This is a genomic window from Azonexus hydrophilus (assembly GCF_038368255.1).
GTDB classification, from domain to species: Bacteria; Pseudomonadota; Gammaproteobacteria; order Burkholderiales; family Rhodocyclaceae; genus Azonexus; species Azonexus hydrophilus.
In genome coordinates this window covers 2748334-2772408 of sequence record NZ_CP151406.1, presented here as the reverse complement: position 1 = coordinate 2772408, position 24075 = coordinate 2748334, and the positions used below count along the sequence as shown (strand labels likewise).

Genomic DNA, 24075 nt, shown 5'->3' with positions numbered 1-24075 from the left:
TGTGTTGAGGTTGTCTGGTTACCACTTGCCTTCGAGCGACAGCAGCAGCGTGCGCTGGCCGCGTTCGCTGCTCTCCAGCCGCCAGTCGTTCGCGCCGGCGCTGTAGCCGGCGAGGCGGCGGGTGTCGGCGCGCAGCAGGTTCTGGGCGTCGAGGCGCAGGTTCAGTTGCGGCGTCAGGCGGCGGCTCAGGTAGAGATCGAGCAGGGTTTTCGGCCGCTGTTTGGCGTCGCTTTCACCGGGAATGTCGGTGCGTGTTTCGCCATGCCGCGTCAGATGGAAGCCGGCGCTCATCTGCCAGGCGGGCAGGGCCTGGTCGACGCCGAGTGTGAACTGGTAGCGCGGCAGGTCGCGGGCATCGCGGGTCAGACCGAGGCGTTCGTCTTCCACGCGGGCTTTCGGCAGGCTCAGGTGGCTGCGGACGGCAGCACCTTTCCAGCCCAGTGCGTCGGTCTTCAGCTTGGCGTCGAGCTCCAGGCCCCAGTGACGGGCCTTGCCCTCGTTGTACGGACGCTCGACCCAGCGTGTGCCTTCGCGCTGGATGCGGCGCTCGATGAAATCCCGGGTCTGTCGCAGGTAGACGTTGGCGCCGACGATGCCGAGGTCGCCGGGCAGGCGTTTCTCCAGCGAGGCTTCCCAGTTGATGTTGCGCTCGGCTTTGAGCGCGCCGTTGCCGGCCCGGTCGGCTTCAAGCGGGCTGTTGGTGCCGGTGGCGCGCACGGTCAGGCCGGAAATCTCGTCGAGCTTGGGTGCCTTGATGCCGGCGCCGATTGACGAGCGAAAGATCAGGTCCGGCGCGATTTCGTAGCGTCCGGCCAGCGACGGCGCGATCTGTCCAGCGCTTTGCGAGTGACCGTCGGCCTTGAGCGCGATGTGTTCGCCGCGCAGACCGCCGGTCAGGGTCAGCTTGTCGCTGAGTGGTGCTTCATGCTGCAGCCAGGCTGTCCATTGTCGTGCGCTCGCTTCGTGGTCGCTGCGCAGGGCGCCGACACCGCTGATGCGTTGCCGCTCCTCGCGTCGGTGCCAGCTCTGTTCGAGGCCGGTGGACAGCAGTCCTTTGCCGACGCTCCGGTCGAGGCGGACGGCCGAGGAGAACTCGTTCTCGTCGCGGCGGATCGATTCGTCGGCCTGCGTGACGACGCCGGCGGCGCTGCGCCACAGGCGCCGGGTGTCGGCCTGTCGCAGGCCATCCATGATTGCGGCGCGGCCGGACAGCTTGCCGTCGGCCAGTTTGCGTTCGCCTTCGGCACGCAGGCGGAGCAGGGTCATCTCGCTATCCTCGTGGTCGCGCCTTCCGCCGTCGTCGGCCAGGCCTGCGCCGGCGACCGGGTCGGCGTAGGCCTGGCGGTCGACGTGGGTGCTGCGCTCGCCGCGGTTGTGATAAACGCTGGGCCACAGGGTCAGGCTGCCGTTGTCGGCGCGCCAGGTCAGGCGCGGCGAGAGGACGAATTCATTGAGCGTGTAGGCGCCGCGCTCCTGTTCGATCTCCCAGTTTGTGCGCGTGCCGGCGGTGGCGGCCTGGCGGATGCTTTTACGTTCGGTCGGCAGGCCGTGGTGGTTGATCGAGATCGGCATGACCCAGGAGAACGCCTTGTCGCCACCGCCCAGGCTGGCGCTGAACTGGCCGTTGGCCTCGTCGCCGCGCATGCCGCCGGCCAGCCGCAACGAGGTCGAGGCCTGACTCGGGCGCGCCTTCTTCATGATCAGGTTGACGGTGATCGCGGCGGCACCGCCGTGCTCGGCCGAGGCGCCGCGCAGGATCTCGATGCGCTCCAGTTCGCCGGCCGGCATCCGGCCGACCGTGGTCAGCGCGTAACGGGCGTTGGCGCTCGGGCGCTCGCCGTCGACCAGGAACTGCACTGCGTCGCGGCCCATGCCGCGGGCGTTGGCCGACGGGCCGCCGTCGCCACTGTGGCCACCGGCGTCGATGCCGGGCAGCTTGCGGATGACTTCGTTGACGGTCAGGCCGCCGAGGGCTTCGATTTCGCTGCGGCTGATGATGGTTTTCTGGGTCACCGCCGCCTGCTGTTCGTCGAGCGCGTCCTGCGTTGCGGTGACGGTGACTTCCGGCAGGCTGCGGGGTTCTTCGGCGCTGGCCGGCAGTGCGGCCAGGGCCAGGGCGATCAGGCTGAGGCGGGTTTTCATGGTGCCCTCCGCCAAGCCGAGAGGCCGCCGCCGAGACTGGTCAGAAGCAACAGGCCGGCGCCGAACAGGGCGAGCGGCGGTGCCGGCGGTTCCTTGATCTCGACCTTTTTCAGCAGCATGCCCTGAATCGGCGGCGGGGCCACCGGTTCGGGCGGCGGTATCAGGTCGGCGGCGCTTTGCGGGCGGGTCGGGCTGGGCGCGGCGGGCAGCATGGCGGCCAGGCCGAAACCGGTGGCGACGAATTTCTCGAAGGCGGCGTTGTCGCTCTTGACGTCAAAGCGGCGGGCCAGATCGTTGTAGCGCTCCTTGAGTTCGGCAACCGTTTTCGCGTCGGCCTGCCAGTAGCCGTGGCGGGCCATCTCCAGCATCTTCTCCATGGTCTGCGCCAGCGCGTGCGGGTTGTTCTTCTCGAACCAGTCCTTGAGGCCGAGCTGGTGCTTGTCGCGGACATAGACGTCGACGAATTCCTGCCACTGGTCGTCGCGGACGATTTCGCGGGCGACCGTGGTCCAGCCGGTGAAGTTGTTCATCGAGTCGAGCACCTGCAGGGTGCCGGAATAGCCTTCGGCCATCAGCCCCTTGATGTAGCCGGGGTGAAAATTGCGGGTGGCGAGTTCCTTGGCCAGGAATTTATCGGCGCCTTCGACCTTGCCAGCACCGCTGCCGCGCAGGTTGGCGATGTACAGTTCCGGCGCCTTGCCGTCGAGATAACGGACGGCGCTGCCGATGCCGCCGAGGTACTGGAAGGGGTCGTCGGTGGTGAGCATGCCGTAGAGGTTGGAGGTGCGCGACAGTACGGCGCCCTCGGTACCCTTGAGGTGCTCGGCGTAGAGGTTGATGTCTTCGCCGCCGGTGGTGCCCTTGCTGCCCCAGGTCGATTCGTCGCTGCCAAAGGCGTACTGCATGTTGCGCAGGTAGAGCTGGGCCAGCTTGCGGTCGCCTTCGGCCTTGCTCTTCCAGGTGTCGGTGGCCAGCGCCGCATCGTCGAGCCCGGTGCCGTAGCGGCCGGAGGCGTTGGAGAAAATGCGTGTTTCCGCCGCTCGTTGTGCGGCCGCTTCCGGCACGCCACGCTGCCTGAGGCTGGCGGCGATGCGCTGGCTGTTGGCGTACACCGGGTTGTCGGCTTCGTTGGCGCGGGCGGCGAGTTCGGCTGCCTTGGCCAGTTGTTTCATCACATTCGGGAAGTGGTCGCGGTAGAGTCCGGTGGCCGAGAGCACGATGTCGACGCGGGCGCGCCCGAGCTGTTCGCGCGGGATCAGCTTGACGTCGATGACCCGGCCACCGGCGTCCCATACCGGCTCGACGCCCATCGCCGCCAGCGCCTGCGCCTCGAGCAAGCCCTGGTGGCGCATGGTTTCGACCGACCATAGCGTGAATGTCAGCTTCTTCGGGGCTTGCCCGGTCTTGGCGCGATGCGCGCTAATCAGCGCTTCGGCGGCTTCCTTGCCGGCGGCCCAGGCCTGTTGGGTCGGCACCCGGGACGGGTCGAAGCCGTAGAGATTGCGCCCGGTTGGCAGTGCGTCCGGGTTCTTCATCGGGTCGCCGCCGTAGGAGGTCGGGCGATATTGCCCGGCCAGCGCCGACAGCAGACCCTCCATTTCGGCTGCGGCGCCGAGGTCGGCGTACCACTTGCGGCCCTGTTCGAGCTGGGCTTTCAATTTGGCGTCGGCGACCACCGGCCGGCTGTCGAGGAAATCGCGCAGCAGGCGGAAGGGCGGCGTTTCGGCCATTTTCTCGTAATCGCCGACGAAGGCTTCGTCGAGGTCTTCGTCGGGCACGCCGGCTGCCTTGGCAGCAGCTTCCCAGTAAGCTTTGCCAAGCATCAGCAGCACCGTGCCCAGGCGGAATTTCTCCGCCGGTGCCGTGCCCAGCGTGTGCAGGCCGAGCGGCTGCGCAGTCTGGGCCAGTTCGTGCAGGTGGTCGTGCAGTTCGTTGACGAAGCTGCGGAAATCGGCGGCAATCCGCTTGTCGTCCCAGCCCATGTCTTTGTCCATGCGTTCTTTTTTGACCTTTTTCATCAGGTCAGCGGCGATTTTTTCCTTCACCGAACCTTCGTCCTGCTGCTGCCAGGCATGCAGCAGGTCGTGGATTTCGTTGAGCGAGGCGTGCAGCCCGGCTGGCGCGAACGGCGGTGTCTGGTGGGTGACGTTGACGGCGCGGCCGCGGCGCTTGGTCTGCAGGGCCTCGCCGATGTTGTCGACGATGTAGGGGTAGATCACCGGCACGTCGCCGATGGCGGCCATCGGATAATCGCTCATCGACAGCCCGCGTTCCTTGCCTGGCAGCCATTCCTGCGAGCCGTGCGTGCCGTAGTGCACGATGGCGTCGGCCTTGAACGCTTCGCGCACCCATAGGTAATGCGCCATGTAATAGTGAGACGGTGCCGCCACCGACGAGTGGTAGAGTGCCTTTTCCTTGTCTTCCCAGCGTTCGCCGCGCGGTGCCTGGGGGCTGAGCAGGAGCTTGCCGATCTGGTAGCGCGGCATCACGAAGTAGGCCTCGCCACGGTCATACACTACCATCGACGATTTCTCCGGCTTGCCCCAGCGCGCTTCCATGTCGGCGCGAGCTTGCGCCGGCTGGCGTTCGAACCAGGCGCGGTAAGCCTTGACCGGCAGGCGTTCGGCCAGCCCGTCGCGAAGCAGCGCATCCAGCTGGCCGTCGCGGTAGAAGGGGCTGAGCAGACGCTGCAGGGTGTTGATCAACTGGATTTCCTCGTTCTCCTGGACGTCGTAGCCGGCGCGTTTCATGACCTTGAGCATGGCTTCCAGGCTGCGCGGGACGTTGAGGTAGGAGGCGGAGAAGTTCTTTTCGCCGGGGGGGTAGTTCCAGAACAGCACGGCGACCTTTTTCTCGGCGTTGGGCAGGCGCTGCAGGCGGGTCAGCTTGATCGCCTTGGCCGCCAGCGCGGCGCTTTGTTCGGGGATCACCATGATCTCGCCATCGGCCTTGCGGGTCGTGAAGGCAACCACGGCGTCAAACATCCCGGCGTATTCGGCCTGGGCCAGGTAGAAGGGGACGTCCATCAGCGGAATGCCCTGCGGGTCGGCGCGCCATTCGGCCTCCTCGCCTTTACGGTAGGAAAGGGCCTGGATCACGGGAATGCCCAGTGCCTCGAATTCCTTGCGCTTGCCCTCGGGATTGAGCGTGATATGGCTGTTGATCAGCACGTCGGCAACCGGTTTGCCGTTCAGGCGCAGCATGTCATCGTGCGTTTCCATGACCGGCCCGTAATAGGCCAGCGGCAGTGCGCCGGCGGCCTCGACGCGGCGGATCATGTCGTCGATGAAGCCGGTCTGGCGGGCGCCAATGTGAATCTGAAAGAAGTTGATGGCCACCGTCGGCGGCCGTCTGGCCGGATCGACGCCCTTCCAGCGGAAGTAGTCGGCCGGCGTGGCGAAGATCTGCCCGGGGGCGTCCGGATGGTAAATGGCCGACTTGGGGAAAACGAAGGGCGGGGCGACGTTCTTGACCGTGGTGCCGCGCAGATGGGCGGCGAGCGTGGCGAGGAAGCCGTCAAAATTGGCCATGCCGCCGTTGGTGTAGTAGGCGTGCAGTTTCTCGGCCAGGGCCTTGCCCAGGCCGCTGGCTTGCGGGCCGTTGTCCTGCATCCAGATGTGCGGGGTTTTCAGTTGCGCCAGCGGTTTTTCCAGCCGGCGCTTGACCGCTTCCTGCATGTGGGCACGCGCGGCGTCGAAGATCACGAAATCGTGGCCGGCGAAGATGTCGGCCTGGCGCTCAGTGGGAATTCGTTCGGCGAAATGTGCTTCGATCTTCAGACCGTGCTTGTCTGCCAACTCGGCGATGGCCTTGAATTTGCCCGGCGGCACCGGGGAAGTGGCGATGAACAGGATGGATTGGGCGAAGGCGGCGCCTGAGAATAGCAGCAGGGCGGCGAGCAGGATTGTGCGGAGCTGGGTCATGTCTGGCCTGGCGATGAAACGTTGGGCCGGCGCCTGGACGGGCGCCGGCGGGCAGGGTTAGAAATCGGCCTGCAGCGAGAGGCGGAAGTTGCGACCTGGTTGCGAGTAGAAGTCGACGCCGAGCGGGTTTCTGGCGTCGGCCTGACGGATGTCGCTCCACAACCAGTATTTCTTGTCGAACAGGTTGTTGACCGTGGCCACGATGCGCGTGTCCTTGGTTGGCCGGTACCAGACAGAGATATCGGTTACGCTGTAACCGGCAGGTTGGAACCAGGCGCCGTCGGTGTCATCGGTGCGCTTCTTGCGCTGGGCGGCGCGCAATCGGGTTTCGCTGCCCCAGTTGCCGGTGTCGTAGCTGATGCCGGAAGACAGGCGCATCGGTTCGACACTGTTCAGCGGCTGCCCGGTTTGTTCGTTGGTGCCGTGTGCGTAGGCCAGGCCGGCATCGACTCGCCAGCCCGGTGCGAAGTCCCAGCTCCCCTTGAACTCCGCACCGTAAATCCGGACTTTGTTCAGGTTGACTGAACTGTAGGTGGAGATGCCGGGAATGCACAGTGGGTCGGCTGGACAGTTCAGGCGGATACTTTCGATGAAATTCTTGTAGCGGTTGTCGTAAACCGTAACTTGGCCTCGCATGTTTTCATGCTTGAAGCGTGCACCGAATTCCACGCCGATACTGGTTTCCGGTTTCAAGTCCGGGTTCGGGGTCGAACCGTATCCTTGAGTTGTATTACGGAAGGCACCATTCAACTCGCTATAGTTGGGTGCGCGGAAACCGGAAGCGATTTGTCCGAACAGCGTGGTTATTTCGTTGATTGCCCAGCGTGCGCCAAATTTTGGTGAAATGGCTTCGTGTGATTGTTGCACTGCTTGTCGTCCGATCGCTGTCAGGGCATGTTGAGCCAATGCATCGACTTCGGGTTTGATCTCTGTTCGGTCGTAACGCAGACCAGGAACGAGTGTCCAGCCACTGTTGGCTAGCGAAATTTCATCCTGGATGAAGACACCGATCGTATCGGTACGCCCGTCAGCGAAGTCGCGCAGTGGGTAGGTTTCTCCGGCCAGCGTCTTGGTGACCGTGCCGGCGGTTAGATTGCGAATGGTTGCGTCGCGCTTGGTCGAGACCTCCTGGCGGCTCAGATCGAGGCCGTAGGTCAACAGGTGGTCATGCATTCCAAGGCGAAGCGCAGACTCGAACTGGGCGCTCAGCCCCAAGCTGGTCTGGGAAAAATGGAAATCCTGCTCAATGTCGCAAGTGTTGGTGCCGGCTGTTACGCCGGAGCATCCTGCGGTGGTATTGCTACGAACCTGTTTGTTGTTGTTGTGAGTGTTTGATTCCTGATGATAGGTACGCAGGATCATACGATCGTAGAAGAGATTGCTCGGGCGATGTTCGTACTCGATGCTGGCGCGCAAGCGTTCAGAGCTGTCATCACCTCTCATCTGACTGACGCGTGAGAGTGATGAGGGAATTCTCAGGATGTCGGTCTTGCTGTCCTGTTCACGGCTTTCCACGGTTGCCGTGAGCTTGTGTCCGGCGAGGGGGCGCCAGATCAGTTTGGCGATGCCGCCTTGGTCATTTGTCGTGGTCGGGTTTGCCTTGCTGCGAGCCGGGCCGGTGATGTCGAGCTTGCCGAAGTTTTCCGTTTCCTCGCCTTTACCCTGGCTGATTCCGAGCAGCAGTTCAGCGGTTTCTCCTCTGAGAGCGCCGAGGATGGTGCCATTCAGGGTATCGCTGGCGCTTGACCAGGTGCCGCGCAGACGCAGGCCGGTTTTCTTGTCGCCCGGTGCGATATCGCTGGGGTCCAGGGTGACGAAGCCGACCACCCCGCCCAGCGCATCCGAACCATAGAGACTGGAGGCTGGGCCGCGAACGACTTCGGCCTGACGCAGGAAGTCGGGCATGACTCCGGGCGTGGCGTTCATCGTGAAGTTGGTGGCGCCGCCGCCGTTGTAGTAATCGGGCTGGCGATAGCCGTCAACCAGCTGAATGACGCGATTGTCCTCGATGCCGCGGATGTTGACGCGGGTTGCCCCGAAACGGCGGAGATCGCGCGCCATCGCGACATCGGGTTCGTCGCGGAAGAGGTCTGCGTCATCGGCCGGCAGACGACGATCCATCTGCTCCCGGCTGACTTTGCTTACCGTGACGGTGGCCTCATCAACGCTGGCCTCGCGCCGGTTGGCGGAGACGATGGTTTCGTCGAGAGCGGTTTCGGCAAAGGCAGTCGTTGCCGAGAAGGCGCACAGAAGTGCACAAGGAATGGCGCGTAAGCCGAGCCACTGGATGCGGTGCATGGAAACCTCCAAACATGATTGATTACACGTCTGGCTGGCTACCGGGCGATGCGCCCGAAGTGGGCTGGCTGGGTGGCTGGCTGCTACAAATAAGAATCGTTATTGTTTCATGGATTCTCGAAGCGGTAAAGAAAAAGGCCAGGGTTTTGCCCTGGCCTGATCGGTTGTTGGTGAGGATCAGCGATCCGCGAACGGCTTTTTCTTGAACTTCCGCTCGCCGTCGAACTTGCGTTCGCCGCCGAAGCTGCCGCTCGGACGGCCTTCGTCCTGGCGCAGGTTGATCGGCACGCCGCGGATGCGGGTGCGCTTCAGCGCGTTGGCGGCTTCGGCGGGCATGCCGGCCGGCAGTTCGACCGTGCTTGATTCCTCGTAGAGGCCGATGCGGCCGATGAAGCGGCTTTCGATGCCGGCTTCGTTGGCGATGGCGCCGACGATATCGCGGACTTCGACGCCGTGCTCACGGCCCACGTCGATGCGGTAGCGCACCATGTCGCCGGCCGGTGCCGGACGCGCCGGGCGGTCTTCGCGGCGCGGGCGTTCCGGACGGTCCTCGAAACGCGGACGCTCGCTGCGTTCGCCACGATCCTCGAAGCGCGGCTTGCGCTCGCGGTCACCGAAGCTGGCCGGGCGATGTTCGCTACGCTCTTCGCGGAACGGACGCGGCTGCGGATCTTCGCCGGCGACCTCGAGCGGCTTGCCTTCCTGGGCCATCATGGCCAGTGCGGCGGCGACTTCCTCAGCACTGACTTCCTTTTCCTCGCACAGTTGCGAGACGATGTTGGCGAAGAAATCGAGGCCTTCGGCGTCGAGGACTTCAGCGACCCTGGCCTTGAAATCGGCGACCCGCTTGTTGGTCACGTCGGCGCGGCTGGGCAGGGTCAGCGGTGCGATCGGCTGCCGGGTGGCGCGCTCGATGGTGCGCAGCATGCGGATTTCGCGTGGGGCGACGAAGAGGATGGCGTTACCGGTACGCCCGGCGCGGCCGGTACGGCCGATGCGGTGCACATAGGCTTCGGTGTCGTAGGGAATGTCGTAGTTCACCACGTGGCTGATGCGCGGCACGTCGATGCCGCGGGCGGCGACGTCGGTGGCAATGACGATGTCCAGGGCGCCCGACTTCAACTGGTCGATGACGCGTTCGCGCATCTGCTGGTTGAGGTCGCCGTTCAGCGCGGCGGCGGCGTAGCCGCGGGCGTTGAGCTTGTCGGCGAGTTCGACGGTGGCGGTCTTGGTGCGCACGAAGATGATGGCGGCGTCGAAATCTTCTTCGACTTCGAGGATGCGGGTCAGCGCATCGAGCTTGTGCAGGCCGGAAACCTGCCAGTACACCTGGCGGATGGCAGCGACCGTGGCGGTGGCCGACTTGATCTTGATTTCCTTGGGATCGACCAGGTACTTCTGGGCGACGCGACGGATCTGTTCCGGCATCGTTGCCGAAAACAGCGCGGTCTGGTGCTGCTCGGGCGTGTGTTCGAGAATCCACTCGACGTCGTCGATGAAGCCCATGCGCAGCATTTCGTCGGCTTCGTCGAGGACCAGGGTCTTCAGATTGTCGAGGTTGAGCGTCTTGCGCTCCAGGTGGTCCATGACCCGGCCCGGCGTGCCGACAATGACGTGGGCGCCGCGCGCGAGTTGCTTGAGCTGGATGGTGTAGCTCTGGCCGCCGTAGATCGGCAGCACGTGGAAGCCGGGCAGGTTCTTGGCGTAACTTTGCAGCGCCTCGGCGACCTGGATCGCCAGTTCGCGCGTCGGCGTCAGGATCAGTGCCTGCGGCTTGGCGACCTTGATGTCGATGGTTTCCATCAGCGGCAGCGCGAAAGCGGCGGTCTTGCCGGTGCCGGTCTGCGCCATGCCGATCATGTCGCGGCCGTCGAGCAGGACGGGAATGCACTGGGCCTGGATGGGGGAGGGGGTTTCGTAACCGATCTCGCTCAGGGTCTTGAGCAGGGATTCGCTCAAGCCGAGTTCGGCAAAGCTGTCGACGGTAGACGTCATGATGCTGTTCCTTTCCGCGCTGCCGGTTCGCGACGGGCAGCGGTATTCGCCCGTATCGCGGGCGGCCTGGGTGACCCCGACGCAGCCATGCCGGGGAATAAATCAATGGGGTGAATCCTGCACAAGAACCTGAAAAACCGGGGGCTGCTCGGAGTTACTGCGGGCGATGCATCAACGCATTGAACTGATTATTCTACATTTTTTCGTTCGTTTACGCCAGCCCGCGCGGCCGGAGACGGCATCCGGCTCAGGGTTTTACGGGGCGGGGTTGGTGTAGCGCAGATGAATCGCGTCGATGGCTTCAAGCAACTCGGCATGCATCGGCGTCAGGGTGGACGGCAGGGTTTCCTTGAGCTGGTTCAGCGAGGAGGCGCCAATGATGGTGCTGGCGACGAACCAGCGCGAGCGGACGAAGCCCAGCGCCAGTTGGGTTGGCGTCAGGGCATGGCTGCGCGCCAGGTCGACGTAGGCCTGGACGGCGGCGCTGACGTTGGGCTTGGCGTAGCGTTGGCCGAAGAAGGGCCATTGCGTCAGGCGACCGGGGGCCGCCGGATCGGCCAGGTATTTGCCGCTGAGATGACCGAAGGCCAGCGGCGAGTAGGCGAGGAGTCCGACCTCCTCGCGGTGGCAGGTTTCGGCCATGCCATATTCGTATACCCGGTTGAGCAGGTTGTAGCTGTTCTGGGTCGAGACGATGCGCGGCAGGCCAAGCTCGTCGGCCAGGCGGGTGAACTGGCAGATGCCCCAGGGGTGTTCGTTCGATACCGCGACATGGCGGACCTTGCCCTCGCGGACCAGTTCGCCCAGGGTTTCCAGTTGTTCGCGGATGCTCGTGCATTCGCGTTCCTTGGCCGGGTCGTACTGCCACTGGCCGAACATCGGCTGGTTACGCTCCGGCCAGTGCAGCTGATAGATATCGATGTAGTCGGTCTGCAGGCGCTGCAACGAACCTTCGATGGCGGCGCGGAGGTTGGCGCGGTCCATGCTCAGCGGGCCGCCGCGTATCCATTCCAGGCTGCGTGCCGGGCCGGCCACCTTGGTGGCCAGGATGATCTTGTCGCGCGCTTGCCGCTTCAGCCAGCGGCCGACGATGGCTTCCGACGCGCCGGCGGTTTCGGCGCGGGTTGGCACGGCATACATTTCAGCCGTGTCGATGAAATTGATGCCGTGTTCCAGCGCGTAATCGAGTTGGCCGTGGGCATCGCCTTCTTCGGTCTGCTCGCCGAAGGTCATCGTGCCGAGGCAGACTTCGGGAATGCTCAGTTCGCTGCGGCCCAGGCGCTTGTTTTTGAACAGGCTCATAATTGGTCTCCGGAAATGGGGGAAAGCTCAGGGTTGTTGGCAGAGGACGCCGTAGATCAGCACGTGGCGTTCGAGTACCGGATCAAAGCTGGCGGGAACGATGGCCAGTCGGTGCTCGTCAGCTCGCTGACAATGGGCCCGGGTCCACGCGGCGGCAGCGGCGTGCGCCGATGCGAAATCGGGGAACAGGGCGTCCAGCGCGTTGGCGCGCACCGGCAGGAACTTGCCGCAATGCCGGTCGAGCAGGGTGTCGGTGTCCAGCATCTGGACTGCATAACCCTGTGCCGGGCGGCGCAAGGGTAAAGCGTGCACATCGTAGGGGTCGCCAAAGGCGTCGTCGGGAAAATCCACAGTAAACAAGCAGTGTCAGGCGGGAATGTCGGGAATGAGCATCTGTTCGAGGAGCAGGATACGGTCCTTCAAGGCCAGCTTCCGTTTTTTCAGGCGGCGGATCAGCAATTCGTCCGGCGGCGGGTTCTCGATGAGGTGCAGGATGACCTGATCGAGATCGCGATGTTCCAGTTGCAGTTCATTCAACTGCATGCGGATGTCGCTGATTTCCGTCTCGGTCAACGGACGAAGGGCCATGGCATTGCTCCTGACAGCATTTATGGTTTTGCTTAGAATAACCGAACCAATATAAAGGAGGAGAACATGATGCACCACGTAATCGTTTCGTTCGGCAAGGACACCGAGTTCGAATACAAGCTCGCCGGCGGTGGCGCTGCTGACGAAGCACGTCAATGGTTTGACCGTGAATTCGTCGCCCTGGAATGCGATGTGGCGACCCCGACGGGCAAGGTCCTGGCCGTCGACCGGATTCTCAGTGTCGCCAAGTATGCCGGCGAAAACCGCTTCCGCGACCAGCCGTCCTGGGCCGAACAATTTGCCCGCAACACCGCAGCCATTCTTGGCCGGGAGCTCATCCGCGTCGATGTCGAGCAATACAGCATCGGTTATTGATGAACAAGGCGTTTGTCCGGGAAAGCGACGGCGAGGATGACGAGGATCTGCAACCAGCCTTGCGCATCCCGCCCGGTTCCCGCAATTACATTACCCCGGCCGGGCATGCCCGGCTGAAGGACGAGCTTGAGCATCTGGTCAAGCGCGAGCGTCCGCATGTCGTCGAAATTGTCGCCTGGGCGGCATCCAATGGCGACCGCTCGGAAAACGGTGACTATATATATGGCAAGCGTCGGCTCCGCGAAATCGACCGGCGCATCCGTTTCCTGAGCAAACGCCTGGATATTGCCGAAGTGGTCGATCCGTTGCGTCAGGGCGACAACGATCAGGTCTTCTTCGGGGCCACCGTAACCATCGGTGATGCCGACGGTAGTGAAAACACCTATCAGATTGTCGGGATCGACGAGGCCGACGCCTCATCCGGACGCATCAGCTGGATATCGCCGCTGGCCCGTGCGCTGATCAAGTCCCGCGAAGGCGACAGCATCCGTTTCCAGAGCCCGGTTGGCGTGCGCGAAATCGACATCCTAGAAGTGCGCTACGAAACAATCCGCTGAAATTTTCAAAAAGGTGTTGACGCATTTTTTGGTGTGTGTAGAATGCGCACCTTCCTTGCGGTGCCGGGGTTTCCGGCGGTGTGAGGCAGGCGGTGAGGTGAAAGAAATTTTGCTGAAGTGCTTGACGGAGGTGAGGAAGTGTTACATAATCTCGCTTCTCTGCTGCAGACGAATTGATGTGTTGATTTGGCGCGGCGATGCTCTTTAAAAGTTTGGACAACCGATAGGTGTGGGTGTCTTGATGCAGTGGTTTCGGCCACGAAATGTATTAAGGCAAACGCACTAAATAAGATGGAGAGATCCATCGAGGTAGAGAAATCTACCGTCAGTGAATTTGCGAGTTTGTTGGATTGAACTGAAGAGTTTGATCCTGGCTCAGATTGAACGCTGGCGGCATGCCTTACACATGCAAGTCGAACGGCAGCACGGGCTTCGGTCTGGTGGCGAGTGGCGAACGGGTGAGTAATGCATCGGAACGTACCCGGGAGTGGGGGATAACTATCCGAAAGGATAGCTAATACCGCATATTCTGTGCGCAGGAAAGCAGGGGATCTTCGGACCTTGTGCTCCCGGAGCGGCCGATGTCAGATTAGCTAGTTGGTGGGGTAAAGGCCTACCAAGGCGACGATCTGTAGCGGGTCTGAGAGGATGATCCGCCACACTGGAACTGAGACACGGTCCAGACTCCTACGGGAGGCAGCAGTGGGGAATTTTGGACAATGGGGGCAACCCTGATCCAGCCATGCCGCGTGAGTGAAGAAGGCCTTCGGGTTGTAAAGCTCTTTCGGCCGGGAAGAAATCGCGTTGGCTAATACCCAGCGTGGATGACGGTACCGGAATAAGAAGCACCGGCTAACTACGTGCCAGCAGCCGCGGTAATACGTAGGGTGCGAGCGTTAATCGGAATTACTGGGCGTAAAGCGTGCGCAGGCGGTTTTTTAAGATAGGCGTGAAATCCCCGGGCTCAACCTGGGAACTGCGCTTATGACTGGAAGACTAGAGTATGGCAGAGGGGGGTGGAATTCCACGTGTAGCAGTGAAATGCGTAGAGATGTGGAGGAACACCGATGGCGAAGGCAGCCCCCTGGGCCAATACTGACGCTCATGCACGAAAGCGTGGGGAGCAAACAGGATTAGATACCCTGGTAGTCCACGCCCTAAACGATGTCAACTAGTTGTTGGGAGGGTAAAACCTTTTAGTAACGGAGCTAACGCGTGAAGTTGACCGCCTGGGGAGTACGGCCGCAAGGTTAAAACTCAAAGGAATTGACGGGGACCCGCACAAGCGGTGGATGATGTGGATTAATTCGATGCAACGCGAAAAACCTTACCTACCCTTGACATGCCAGGAACTTGCCAGAGATGGCTTGGTGCCCGAAAGGGAGCCTGGACACAGGTGCTGCATGGCTGTCGTCAGCTCGTGTCGTGAGATGTTGGGTTAAGTCCCGCAACGAGCGCAACCCTTGTCGTTAATTGCCATCATTTGGTTGGGCACTTTAACGAGACTGCCGGTGACAAACCGGAGGAAGGTGGGGATGACGTCAAGTCCTCATGGCCCTTATGGGTAGGGCTTCACACGTCATACAATGGTCGGTACAGAGGGTTGCCAAGCCGCGAGGTGGAGCCAATCCCAGAAAGCCGATCGTAGTCCGGATTGTAGGCTGCAACTCGCCTGCATGAAGTCGGAATCGCTAGTAATCGCGGATCAGCATGTCGCGGTGAATACGTTCCCGGGTCTTGTACACACCGCCCGTCACACCATGGGAGCGGGTTCCGCCAGAAGTGGGTAGCCTAACCGCAAGGAGGGCGCTTACCACGGCGGGGTTCGTGACTGGGGTGAAGTCGTAACAAGGTAGCCGTAGGGGAACCTGCGGCTGGATCACCTCCTTTCTAGAGAAGCATCCTGGCACCCACAACCTATCGGTTGTTCAGAAGTAGCAAACAGACGAGGGTCTGTAGCTCAGTCGGTTAGAGCACCGTCTTGATAAGGCGGGGGTCGTTGGTTCGATTCCAACCAGACCCACCAACGTCACCACGGGGGATTAGCTCAGCTGGGAGAGCACCTGCTTTGCAAGCAGGGGGTCGTCGGTTCGATCCCGTCATCCTCCACCAAAACCTAAAGATAAGCAGCGATGTTTATCTTTGGCTTTTGGGCAACCAATTGCTACGTTCTTTAACAAAATGGAAGAAGGTTGTGTATCGCAGTGATGAGCTGCTGATACACGTTGTGATTGCATCTGTTCTCATTTCTAGCCGAAATGAGACAGCACAAATATGAGTTTGCCTGTAGCCGTTCTCGAAAGAGAACACAAGGTTATAGGATCAAGCGACTAAGTGCATGTGGTGGATGCCTTGGCGATCACAGGCGATGAAGGACGTGCAAGCCTGCGAAAAGCGGGGGGGAGCTGGCAATGAAGCTTTGATCCCCCGATATCCGAATGGGGAAACCCACCTCTTTGAGGTATCGCTTACTGAATACATAGGTAAGCGAGGCGAACCCGGCGAACTGAAACATCTAAGTAGCCGGAGGAAAAGAAATCAACCGAGATTCCCCTAGTAGTGGCGAGCGAATGGGGAAGAGCCTGCTAGTGATAGCGGAACTGTTAGAAGAACGGAATGGAAAGTCCGGCCGTAGTGGGTGATAGCCCCGTACTCGAAAACAGATCCGTGGTACTAAGTTAGCGAAAAGTAGGGCGGGGCACGTGAAACCTTGTCTGAACATGGGGGGACCATCCTCCAAGGCTAAATACTCGTGATCGACCGATAGTGAACCAGTACCGTGAGGGAAAGGCGAAAAGAACCCCGGGAGGGGAGTGAAATAGAACCTGAAACCGCATGCATACAAACAGTGGGAGCCTCCTTGTGGGGTGACTGCGTACCTTTTGTATAATGGGTCAGCGACTTACGTTGTGTTGCGAGCTTAACCGAATAGGGAAGGCGTAGCGAAAGCGAGTCTGATAAGGGCGTTGAGTAGCACGGCGTAGACCCGAAACCAAGTGATCTATCCATGGCCAGGATGAAGGTGCCGTAACAGGTACTGGAGGTCCGAACCCACTAACGTTGAAAAGTTAGGGGATGAGCTGTGGATAGGGGTGAAAGGCTAAACAAACTTGGAAATAGCTGGTTCTCCCCGAAAACTATTTAGGTAGTGCGTCTTGTATCACTGACGGGGGTAAAGCACTGTTATGGCTAGGGGGTCATCGCGACTTACCAAACCATGGCAAACTCTGAATACCGTCAAGTGCGAGCAAGGCAGACAGACAGTGGGTGCTAACGTCCATTGTCAAGAGGGAAACAACCCAGACCGCCAGCTAAGGTCCCCAAGACATGGTTAAGTGGGAAACGAAGTGGGAAGGCATAGACAGCTAGGAGGTTGGCTTAGAAGCAGCCACCCTTTAAAGAAAGCGTAATAGCTCACTAGTCGAGTCGTCCTGCGCGGAAGATGTAACGGGGCTCAAACCATGCACCGAAGCTGCGGATATCCGTAAGGATATGGTAGGGGAGCGTTCTGTAGGTCTGTGAAGGTGTCTTGTAAAGGATGCTGGAGATATCAGAAGTGCGAATGCTGACATGAGTAGCGATAAAGGGAGTGAAAAGCTCCCTCGCCGAAAGCCCAAGGTTTCCTACGCAACGTTCATCGGCGTAGGGTGAGTCGGCCCCTAAGGCGAGGCTGAAAAGCGTAGTCGATGGGAAACAGGTCAATATTCCTGTACCGATTCTAGATGCGATGTGGGGACGGAGAAGGTTAGGTCAGCCAACTGTTGGAATAGTTGGTTTAAGCGTGTAGGCGTGCCCCTTAGGCAAATCCGGGGGGCTAAGCTGAGGCGTGACGACGAGGCACTACGGTGCTGAAGTGATTGATACCATGCTTCCAGGAAAAGCCACTAAGCTTCAGTCTAGATTCGACCGTACCGCAAACCGACACAGGTGGGCAGGATGAAAATTCTAAGGCGCTTGAGAGAACTCAGGAGAAGGAACTCGGCAAATTGACACCGTAACTTCGGGAGAAGGTGTGCCCCGGTAGGTTGTAGAGATTTACTCTCGAAGGCCGATGGGGTTGCAGTGAAATGGTGGCTGCGACTGTTTAATAAAAACACAGCACTCTGCAAACACGAAAGTGGACGTATAGGGTGTGACGCCTGCCCGGTGCTGGAAGATTAATTGATGGGGTGCAAGCCCTTGATCGAAGTCCCAGTAAACGGCGGCCGTAACTATAACGGTCCTAAGGTAGCGAAATTCCTTGTCGGGTAAGTTCCGACCTGCACGAATGGCGTAACGATGGCCACACTGTCTCCTCCTGAGACTCAGCGAAGTTGAAATGTTTGTGAAGATGCAATCTCCCCGCGGCAAGACGGAAAGACCCCATGAACCTTTACTGCAGCTTTGCATTGGACTTTGAACCGGTTTGTGTAGGATAGGTGGGAGACTGTGAAACCGGAACGCTAGTTTCGGTGGAGTCGTCCTTGAAATACCACCCTGATTTGTTTGAGGTTCTAACCTTGATCAGTGAATCCTGATCGGGGACCGTGCATGGTAGGCAGTTTGACTGGGGCGGTCTCCTCCCAAAAGGTAACGGAGGAGTACGAAGGTACGCTTAGGGCGGTCGGACATCGCCCATAAAGTGCAATGGCAAAAGCGTGCTTGACTGCGAGACCCACAAGTCGAGCAGGTGCGAAAGCAGGTCATAGTGATCCGGTGGTTCTGTATGGAAGGGCCATCGCTCAACGGATAAAAGGTACTCTGGGGATAACAGGCTGATACCGCCCAAGAGTTCATATCGACGGCGGTGTTTGGCACCTCGATGTCGGCTCATCTCATCCTGGGGCTGTAGCCGGTCCCAAGGGTATGGCTGTTCGCCATTTAAAGAGGTACGTGAGCTGGGTTTAAAACGTCGTGAGACAGTTTGGTCCCTATCTGCCGTGGGCGCTGGAAATTTGAAGGGGGCTGCTCCTAGTACGAGAGGACCGGAGTGGACGAACCTCTGGTGTACCGGTTATGACGCCAGTCGTATCGCCGGGTAGCTATGTTCGGAAGAGATAAACGCTGAAAGCATCTAAGCGTGAAACTCGCCTTAAGATAAGATTTCCCGGAGTCTTGAACTCCCTAAAGGGTCGTCGAAGACCACGACGTTGATAGGTCAGGTGTGGAAGCGCAGTAATGCGTTAAGCTAACTGATACTAATTGCCCGTGCGGCTTGATCCTATAACCTTGTAACACTGCAGCAAACTCATACCGCAGTCACAACATCAACCTTCTACCATTTTGCGTTCGGCGCGACTCAACCCGCGACGAACATACAAGTTACGCTTGGCGGCAATAGCCTTCTGGACCCACCCCTTCCCTTCCCGAACAGGACCGTGAAACAGATGAGCGCCAATGATAGTGAGCTTCCGCTCGCGAAAGTAGGTCACCGCCAGGCTACCCATTCCAAAACCCCCGCTGCTAAAAGCAGCGGGGGTTTTTGCGTTTGCGGACGACGCAAAGTGTTCGCTCGGCGGACTTGAAATCCGGGGCCCAGCCCCCATCTCCGGGAAACCTTACTGATTTCACTGGAGTTTCATCTATGTCCGAATCCGCAACCGCCAGTCGTGAAACGCTGGGCTTTCAGGCCGAAGTCAAACAACTGCTGCAGTTGATGATCCATTCCTTGTACAGCAACAAGGAAATTTTCCTGCGCGAACTGGTTTCCAATGCCTCGGATGCCTGCGACAAGCTGCGCTTCGAGGCGCTGAACAACGGCGCCCTGTACGGCGACGACAGCGAACTGAAGATCCGCATCGCTTTTGACAAGGCGGCTCGCACGATCACCATTTCCGATAACGGCATCGGTTTGTCGCGCGAGGAAGCCGTGCAGCATCTGGGGACCATTGCCAAATCCGGGACCCGCGAATTCTTCTCGGCGCTGACCGGCGACCAGGCCAAGGATGCCAATCTGATTGGTCAGTTTGGCGTCGGTTTCTACTCCTCGTTCATCATCGCCGACAAGGTCACGGTGATTTCCCGCCGCGCCGGTCTGCCTGCCGATCAGGCGGTTTGCTGGGAATCGGCAGGCGAAGGCGATTACACCGTCGAGATGGTCGACAAGGCCACCCGCGGTACCGACGTCATCCTGCATCTGCGCGATGGCGAGGATGAGTTCCTCTCCGGCTGGAAGCTGAAATCGATCATCCGCAAGTACTCCGACCACATCACCCTGCCGATCCTGATGAAGAAGGAAGAGTGGAAGGATGGCGAGCAGGTGACGACCGATGAAGACGAGACGGTCAACCAGGCCAACGCGCTGTGGGCGCGTGCCAAGTCGGAGATCGACGACGAGCAGTACAAGGAGTTCTACAAGCACGTCGCCCACGATTTCGAGGATCCGCTGTGCTGGACCCACGCCAAGGTCGAAGGCAAGCAGGAGTACACGCAACTGTTGTACATCCCGGCGCGCGCGCCTTTCGACCTGTGGGACCGCAACGCCCGCCACGGCATCAAGCTGTACGTGCGCCGCGTCTTCATCATGGACGATGCCGAGAAGCTGATGCCGCTCTACCTGCGTTTCGTGCGCGGTGTCGTCGATTCGGCCGACCTGCCGCTCAACGTCTCGCGCGAAATCCTGCAGGAATCGAAGGATATCGACAACATCCGCTCCGGTTGCACGCGCAAGGTGCTGTCCATGCTCGAAGGCCTGGCCAACAGCGAGGACGCGGCCGACAAGGAGAAGTACACCAAGTTCTGGGAAGCCTTCGGCGCCGTCCTCAAGGAAGGTGTCGGCGAGGACTTCGCCAACAAGGAACGGATCGCCGGCCTGCTGCGTTTTGCGTCGACCCATGGCGACGGCGACCAGCAGGTGGTGTCGCTGGCCGATTACATCGCCCGGATGAAGGAAGGCCAGGAGAAGATCTACTACGTCACGGCGGATACATTCAATGCCGCGAAGAACAGCCCGCATCTGGAAATCTTCAAGAAGAAGGGCATCGAAGTCCTGTTGCTGTCCGATCGCGTCGACGAATGGGTGGTCGGTCACCTGACCGAGTTTGAAGGCAAGTCCCTGCAATCCGTGGCCAAGGGCGGTCTCGATCTGGGTAAGCTGGAAGACGAAGCCGAGAAGAAGGAAGCCGAGAAGGCGGCCGACGAGTACAAGGAACTGCTGGAGAAGGTCAAGGCCGCGCTCGGCGACAAGGTCAAGGATGTTCGCGTCACCTATCGTCTGACCGATTCGCCGTCCTGCCTGGTGTCCGACGAACACGATCCGTCCGGCAATCTGGCCCGCCTGCTCAAGGCCGCCGGCCAGAAGGCGCCCGACGTCAAGCCCATCCTCGAAATCAACCCGCAGCATCCGGCGGTGATGCGGCTGAAGTACGAGGAACCCCGCTTCGACGACTGGGCGGTCCTGCTGTTCGAACAGGCGACCCTGGCCGAAGGTGGCCAGCTCGACGATCCGGCCGGTTTCGTCAAACGCATCAACGACCTGATGATGGCCTTGTCGGCCAAGTAATCGAAACGGGGCTGCGGCCCCGTTTTTTGTTTGGGGCTTGCACGGGCAGCGACTTTTTCGGCTATATTCATTCGTCGTTTCGCGCCCGGGGTCCCCGTCAAGATGCTTTCCACGTCAGCCAATCCGCCTGAAGAACACCGTCTCACACTGAACGAGGTTCTCGAGATGGCGGTCGCCGATGGTCTGATCGATGCCGCACAGGCCGCGGCCCTCAAGGCCGAGAGACGCCTGCACGGCGACACCAAGCAGCACCCGCTGGCGGTGATTGCCGATCAGCGCTGGCGCAGCCTGCAGCCGCCGCAGAAGTTGCTGAATCTCGACGCCCTCACGGAGTGGCTGGCGGCCCGTTGCGGGCTCGACTACATGCACATCGATCCGCTCAAGATCGACTTCACCGGCATCGCCGAGGTGATGTCCAGTGCCTATGCGGCGCGTTTTGCCATCCTCCCGGTTCAGGTAACGAGCCGTGAGATCGTGATTGCCACGGCCGAGCCCTTTGTGCGCGAGTGGGAGGGCGAGTTGCGTCAGATCCTGCGCACCGGCATCCGCCGGGTCATGGCCAATCCCGACGATATCAGCCGTTATCTGGTCGAATTCTTCAACCTCGCCAAGTCGATCAAGAAGGCGGCAGCCAAGGGTGAAACGGCATCGGCGCTGTCGAGTTTCGAGCAACTGGTCGAACTCGGCAAAGCCAATCGGCAGTTCGATGCCAACGACCAGCACATCGTCCATATTGTCGACTGGCTCTGGCAGTACGCCTTCGACCAGCGCGCTTCCGACATCCACATTGAGCCGCGCCGCGATGTCGGCATTGTCCGCTTCCGCATCGACGGCGTCCTGCATCAGGTGTACCAGATTCCGATGGCGGTGATGACGGCGATGACCAGTCGCATCAAGCTGCTCGGGCGCATGGATGTGATCGAGAAGCGGCGTCCCCAGGATGGTCGCATCAAGACGCGGACGCCGGGCGGCCAGGAAGTCGAGCTGCGCTTGTCCACGTTGCCGACGGCGTTCGGCGAGAAGCTGGTGATGCGTATCTTCGACCCGGAAGTCCTGGTCCGCGATTTCCGCTCGCTGGGTTTTTCCCAGGAAGACGGAACGCGCTGGCAGCAGATGACTGCCGCGCCCAACGGCATCATCCTGGTCACCGGACCGACCGGTTCCGGCAAGACGACGACGCTGTACACCACGCTGAAGCATCTGGCGACGCCGGAAGTCAATGTGTGCACCATCGAAGACCCGATCGAAATGGTCGAGCCGGCGTTCAACCAGATGCAGGTGCATCACGCCATCGACCTGAACTTTGCCGACGGCGTCCGGGCGCTGATGCGGCAGGATCCGGACATCATCATGATCGGCGAGATCCGTGACCTGGAAACCGCCGAAATGGCCATTCAGGCGGCGCTGACCGGACACCTTGTGCTGGCCACCCTGCACACCAACGACGCGCCGTCGGCGATCACGCGTCTGCTCGACCTCGGCGTGCCGGCCTATCTGATCAACTCGACCCTGCTCGGCATCATGGCCCAGCGCCTGGTGCGCACCTTGTGCCCGCACTGCAAGAAAAGTGTGCCGATCAGCGACGAGGAGCGGGTGGCCTGGCGCAGTCTGGTGCATCCCTGGAAAGCCGCAGAGCCCACCCACATCCATCACGCGACCGGTTGCCTGGAGTGCCGGATGACGGGCTATAGCGGCCGTATCGGGGTCTACGAAATATTGGTCAATTCGCCCGAGGTCCGCCGCCTGATCCGCCCTGGCGCCGAGATTCCGAAAATCCGCGAACAGGCCTTCCGCGAAGGCATGCATCCGCTGCGCGTATCCGGGGCGCTCAAACTGGCCCAGGGGATGACGACGATCGAGGAACTGATCAAGCAGCTGCCGCCGGCCGACGACAATTAATCCTCCTTGCGGACTAGTCACAAATGACTAGTGGGAGGATAATTTCAGGCCTTGTCACCAGGGGGTTATATGGCAGTTGAATTGTTCAACAACGGGAAGCACATCGTTCATGCGTTTTACGACCTGGTGGACGATTCCCCGGGCGGTGCCGTCCAATGCAACCAGTTCCTGATCGTCGACAACGGTCACGGTGCGCTGGTCGATCCAGGCGGCAACATGACCTATACCGGCCTGCTGATGGACATGCAGAAGTATTTCTCGTCCAAGGATCTCGATTACATCCTGGCCTCGCACCCCGATCCGGACATCATCGCCTCGGTCAACAAATGGTTTGTCGCTTCGCATTGCAAGGTGATGATCTCGTCGCTATGGACGCGTTTCGTCCCGCATTTCACCACCGGCAAGGATGTCTCGCACCGCATCGTCGGCATTCCCGACCAGGGCAGCGTGATCCCGCTGGGCCAGTGCAAGTTGCTGGCGCTGCCGGCGCATTTCATGCATGCCGAAGGCAATTTCCAGTTCTACGATCCGGTCGCCAAAATTCTGTTCTCCGGCGACCTCGGCACCTCGCTGGTGCCGCATGAGCAGGCCGCGATTCCAGTCACCGATTTCCATTCGCACGTGCGTTACATGGAAGGTTTCCACAAGCGCTACATCGTCTCACGCAAGGTGTGCCGCTACTGGGCCAACATGGTTCGCCAGCTCGATATCGAGCAGGTCGTTCCCCAGCACGGGGCGCGTTTTGTCGGCAAGCAGGCGGTCGAGGACTTCATTGCCTGGGTCGAGGGGATCGAGTGCGGGGTCGATCTGATGACTCAGAACAGCTACCAGATTCCTCAGTAGTTATAGCTGTAGCCGGATTTTCCGACAAAGGGCGGAATCCGGCCGACCAGTTGCTCGAGCAGGATCAGTTCGGCGTCGCTGTGATTGACCATCGCGGCCGCCTGAATGCCCTTGGCGGCATCGGCATAGAGGTTGAGCGGTTGTTCGTGATGCGTGGTCTGCACGCGTCTGACCTGCTGCTCGTCGCCGATCCGGGCAACGTCGGCGATGCCGTAGCAGAGGCAGAAATAGCTGCGGTTCGCATCGGTTTCGAGATAACAGCCGGTGCCGCGGATGCCGATGGTGGCGACGCCGGTCTCGATCCGCTTGTCGCCCTTGCCGAAGACCGACAGCAGTTTCCCGTTCAGCATGCGCAGGCCGCTTCTGAGGATGTCGCCGGCAATGTCTACGGTGGAATTGTCGCGTTGCAGATAGGCGTCCTGGCCGATGACGTAGATAGCCTGGCTGTTGGCGCCGGTGACCACCCGGTCGCCGGGTTTGAGCGTCATGCCTTCGCGGGCCGGTCGCCCGTTGACGGTGACCGTCCCCTGTAACTGGTAGAAGCCGGGCTTTGCCAGCTTGCTGCCCGCCGCCCAGGCCTGGCGCAGGAAAACCAGGCGTTCGGCCAAGCCGGCGGCCAGCAGACCTTTGAGCAGTTTGCGTCGTTGCATGGCAGACCTCGTGCGGAAGATGA

General features: G+C 60.6%; 14 protein-coding genes, 2 tRNA genes and 3 rRNA genes. 11 read left to right on the top strand and 8 right to left on the bottom strand.

All coding sequences use genetic code 11. The features are described 5' to 3' along the window. Positions 1-18: 18 nt before the first annotated feature. From AADV58_RS13345 to AADV58_RS13335, 3 genes are read right to left on the bottom strand one after another with little or no spacing between them, the layout of a single operon-like run. Positions 19-2142 (bottom strand): TonB-dependent receptor, encoded by a 2124-nt coding sequence (locus tag AADV58_RS13345; protein WP_341743431.1) that lies wholly within the window; start codon positions 2140-2142, stop codon positions 19-21. Then, positions 2139-6065, bottom strand: a complete 3927-nt coding sequence (cobN, locus tag AADV58_RS13340; RefSeq protein WP_341743430.1) for a cobaltochelatase subunit CobN — start codon at positions 6063-6065, stop codon at positions 2139-2141. The genes AADV58_RS13345 and cobN overlap by 4 nt, the downstream gene beginning before the upstream one ends. Before the next feature lie 57 nt (positions 6066-6122). Continuing rightward, entirely contained in the window at positions 6123-8363 is a 2241-nt protein-coding gene (locus AADV58_RS13335; RefSeq protein WP_028994753.1) for a TonB-dependent hemoglobin/transferrin/lactoferrin family receptor, read from the bottom strand. 14 nt (positions 8364-8377) lie between these two features. On the opposite strand from AADV58_RS13335, the gene AADV58_RS13330 reads away from it, so the two are divergent. After that, on the top strand, positions 8378-8569 hold the full coding sequence (locus AADV58_RS13330) for a hypothetical protein (RefSeq protein WP_157272462.1): 192 nt from the start codon (positions 8378-8380) through the stop codon (positions 8567-8569). On the opposite strand, the gene AADV58_RS13325 is transcribed toward AADV58_RS13330, so the two are convergent. From AADV58_RS13325 to AADV58_RS13310, 4 genes are all read right to left on the bottom strand, one after another. After that, complete coding sequence (locus AADV58_RS13325) at positions 8541-10358, bottom strand: DEAD/DEAH box helicase (protein ID WP_341743429.1); 1818 nt, start codon at positions 10356-10358, stop codon at positions 8541-8543. The genes AADV58_RS13330 and AADV58_RS13325 overlap by 29 nt on opposite strands. Before the next feature lie 255 nt (positions 10359-10613). After that, positions 10614-11660, bottom strand: a complete 1047-nt coding sequence (locus AADV58_RS13320; protein ID WP_341743428.1) for an aldo/keto reductase — start codon at positions 11658-11660, stop codon at positions 10614-10616. A 27-nt stretch (positions 11661-11687) separates the two neighbouring features. Continuing rightward, positions 11688-12011 carry a hypothetical protein gene (locus AADV58_RS13315; RefSeq protein ID WP_028994755.1) on the bottom strand — a complete coding sequence of 108 codons (324 nt, stop codon included), beginning with the start codon at positions 12009-12011 and terminating at the stop codon, positions 11688-11690. A 15-nt stretch (positions 12012-12026) separates the two neighbouring features. After that, entirely contained in the window at positions 12027-12248 is a 222-nt protein-coding gene (locus AADV58_RS13310; protein ID WP_081700142.1) for a YdcH family protein, read from the bottom strand. Positions 12249-12314: 66 nt separating this feature from the next. Between AADV58_RS13310 and AADV58_RS13305 the strand changes: the two genes are divergently transcribed. From AADV58_RS13305 to AADV58_RS13260, 10 genes are all read left to right on the top strand, one after another. Beyond that, positions 12315-12623 carry a hypothetical protein gene (locus AADV58_RS13305; RefSeq protein WP_028994757.1) on the top strand — a complete coding sequence of 103 codons (309 nt, stop codon included), beginning with the start codon at positions 12315-12317 and terminating at the stop codon, positions 12621-12623. Beyond that, entirely contained in the window at positions 12623-13180 is a 558-nt protein-coding gene (gene greB / locus AADV58_RS13300) for a transcription elongation factor GreB (RefSeq protein ID WP_341743427.1), read from the top strand. Before AADV58_RS13305 ends, greB begins: the two co-directional genes overlap by 1 nt. A gap of 352 nt (positions 13181-13532) precedes the next feature. Then, positions 13533-15070, top strand: a 16S ribosomal RNA gene (locus AADV58_RS13295). Positions 15071-15129: 59 nt separating this feature from the next. Beyond that, positions 15130-15206, top strand: a tRNA-Ile gene (locus tag AADV58_RS13290). A 10-nt stretch (positions 15207-15216) separates the two neighbouring features. Further along, positions 15217-15292, top strand: a tRNA-Ala gene (locus AADV58_RS13285). Positions 15293-15500: 208 nt separating this feature from the next. Continuing rightward, positions 15501-18382: ribosomal RNA gene (locus tag AADV58_RS13280) — 23S ribosomal RNA — on the top strand. Positions 18383-18486: 104 nt separating this feature from the next. After that, positions 18487-18599: ribosomal RNA gene (rrf, locus tag AADV58_RS13275) — 5S ribosomal RNA — on the top strand. The 16S, 23S and 5S rRNA genes sit together here with 2 tRNA genes alongside, the layout of an rRNA operon. Before the next feature lie 144 nt (positions 18600-18743). After that, positions 18744-20660 carry a molecular chaperone HtpG gene (gene htpG / locus AADV58_RS13270; protein WP_341743426.1) on the top strand — a complete coding sequence of 639 codons (1917 nt, stop codon included), beginning with the start codon at positions 18744-18746 and terminating at the stop codon, positions 20658-20660. 102 nt (positions 20661-20762) lie between these two features. Continuing rightward, the gene (locus AADV58_RS13265; RefSeq protein ID WP_341743425.1) at positions 20763-22559 is read left to right on the top strand and encodes a GspE/PulE family protein; all 1797 of its coding nucleotides are present in this window, start codon (positions 20763-20765) and stop codon (positions 22557-22559) included. 69 nt (positions 22560-22628) lie between these two features. After that, positions 22629-23402, top strand: a complete 774-nt coding sequence (locus tag AADV58_RS13260; protein ID WP_028995368.1) for an MBL fold metallo-hydrolase — start codon at positions 22629-22631, stop codon at positions 23400-23402. Here the strand turns inward: AADV58_RS13260 and AADV58_RS13255 are convergent. After that, positions 23396-24052: a hypothetical protein gene (locus tag AADV58_RS13255; protein WP_341743424.1), complete on the bottom strand. Its 657-nt coding sequence runs from the start codon at positions 24050-24052 to the stop codon at positions 23396-23398. The genes AADV58_RS13260 and AADV58_RS13255 overlap by 7 nt on opposite strands. Positions 24053-24075 lie beyond the last annotated feature (23 nt).